The 1,508-nt window shown below is 68.3% G+C and carries 1 protein-coding gene and 1 other annotated feature; the gene reads left to right on the top strand.

Annotated elements, in window-relative coordinates:
• The first annotated feature begins 124 nt into the window (after positions 1 to 124).
• Positions 125 to 1,422, top strand: a protein-coding gene (locus tag D4B81_RS17735; protein ID WP_237566091.1) for an IS3 family transposase whose coding sequence is annotated in 2 segments (ribosomal slippage) — positions 125 to 413 and positions 413 to 1,422 — 1,299 coding nt in all. Because the reading frame shifts where the segments join, the coding sequence is not laid out codon by codon here.
• Positions 406 to 534 (top strand) — a sequence feature (AL1L pseudoknot). It overlaps the preceding gene by 129 nt.
• Positions 1,423 to 1,508 lie beyond the last annotated feature (86 nt).

Genomic DNA, 1,508 nt, shown 5'->3' with positions numbered 1-1,508 from the left:
GCTAGCCTAGACAGCACCAGCCAGACCCGCAGGCGTGTGATCCAGAGTGTTCACTCACTGATGAGGAGAACTGAACCGCCCCGGGTTTGGTGGAGGGTCTTGATCTCTACGGGAGAGTGGAGTCATGCCTGCACCGAGGAAGTACGGCGACGAGCTGCGTGAGCGTGCGATCCGCACGGTGAACGAGACGATCAGGGAGAACCCGGGGATGCCGGTCAAGCGCGCCTGCAGCCAGGTGGGCGAGCAGCTGGGCATCCCGGGGCCGACCCTGCGGAACTGGTTCCGTGGCCCCGGCCCGTCACCCGGGTCGACAGCGACGGCGACCGATCCGCACGAGCGGCTCGTGCAGCTGGAGAAGGAGAACCGAGAGCTGCGTCGGGCCAACGCGATCCTGCGGTCGGCATCGGCTTTTTTCGCGGCGGAGCTCGACCGCCCCTCACCACGCTGATCGACTACGTCGACCAGCACAGGGGCCAGTTCGGGGTCGAGCCGATCTGCACCGTCCTCACCGAGGCCGGCGCCAAGATCGCCCCGAGCACCTACTACGTGGCCAGGAAGCGCCCGCCCTCGGCCCGGGCGTTGGCCGACGCGGCGCTCGATGAGCGCATCCAGGCGACGTACGAGGCCAACTACCAGGTCTACGGGGTCATGAAGATGTGGAAGGTGCTCAACCGCCAACAGGTCCTGGACGAGCACGGCCGGCCCACGGGGCGCCGGTACCCGCCCGTGGCGCGGTGCACCGTGGCTCGTCGGATGAAGGCCCTGGGCCTGGTCGGCGCGGTCGCCGGTGACCACAAGAGGCCGCGGACGACGATCCCGGCCAAGGACACCCACCCGGCCGACCAGCTGAACCGGGACTTCACCTCCCCGGCCCCGGACAACCGGTGGGTCGCCGACATCACCTACGTGCCGACCTGGGCCGGGTTCGTCTACGTCGCCTTCGTCATGGACCTCTTCTCCCGCCGCATCGTCGGCTGGCGGGTCACCAGCTCGCTGCGCACCGACCTGGCCCTGGACGCCCTGGAACACGCCATCTGGCAGCGTCAGCTTCAGGGACGGGACCTGACCGGCCTCGTCCACCACGCCGACCGCGGAGTCCAATATCGAGCTATCCGCTACACCGAACGACTCGAGGAGCTCGGGATCGTCGCCTCGGTCGGGTCCAAGGGCGACTCCTACGACAACGCCGCCGCGGAGGCCCTGAACCGGGTCTTCAAGACCGAGCTCATCCGCCGGCGCGGGCCGTGGAAGACGCTCGAGCACGTCGAGCTCGAGGTCCTGCGCTGGGTCGACTGGTACAACACGACCCGCCCGCACTCATGGTGCGACTACCTCGCACCCGCAGCGTACGAGCACGCCCACTACGCTGCCCGCAACCCTTCGACGGCGACCGCCGCCGAAGCACACACGACTCTCCACTGAACCCGGGGCGGTTCAAACCGATGCCCAAAGAGTCACTGACAGAGCTCGTACAGCAGCACCTCGAGACCGCCTCGACCGCGTCCAGC

The sequence above is a fragment of the Ornithinimicrobium cerasi genome (assembly GCF_003702705.1).
In the GTDB taxonomy this organism is placed as follows: domain Bacteria; phylum Actinomycetota; class Actinomycetes; order Actinomycetales; family Dermatophilaceae; genus Ornithinicoccus; species Ornithinicoccus cerasi.
This window is presented reverse-complemented; position numbering and strand designations above follow the sequence as displayed.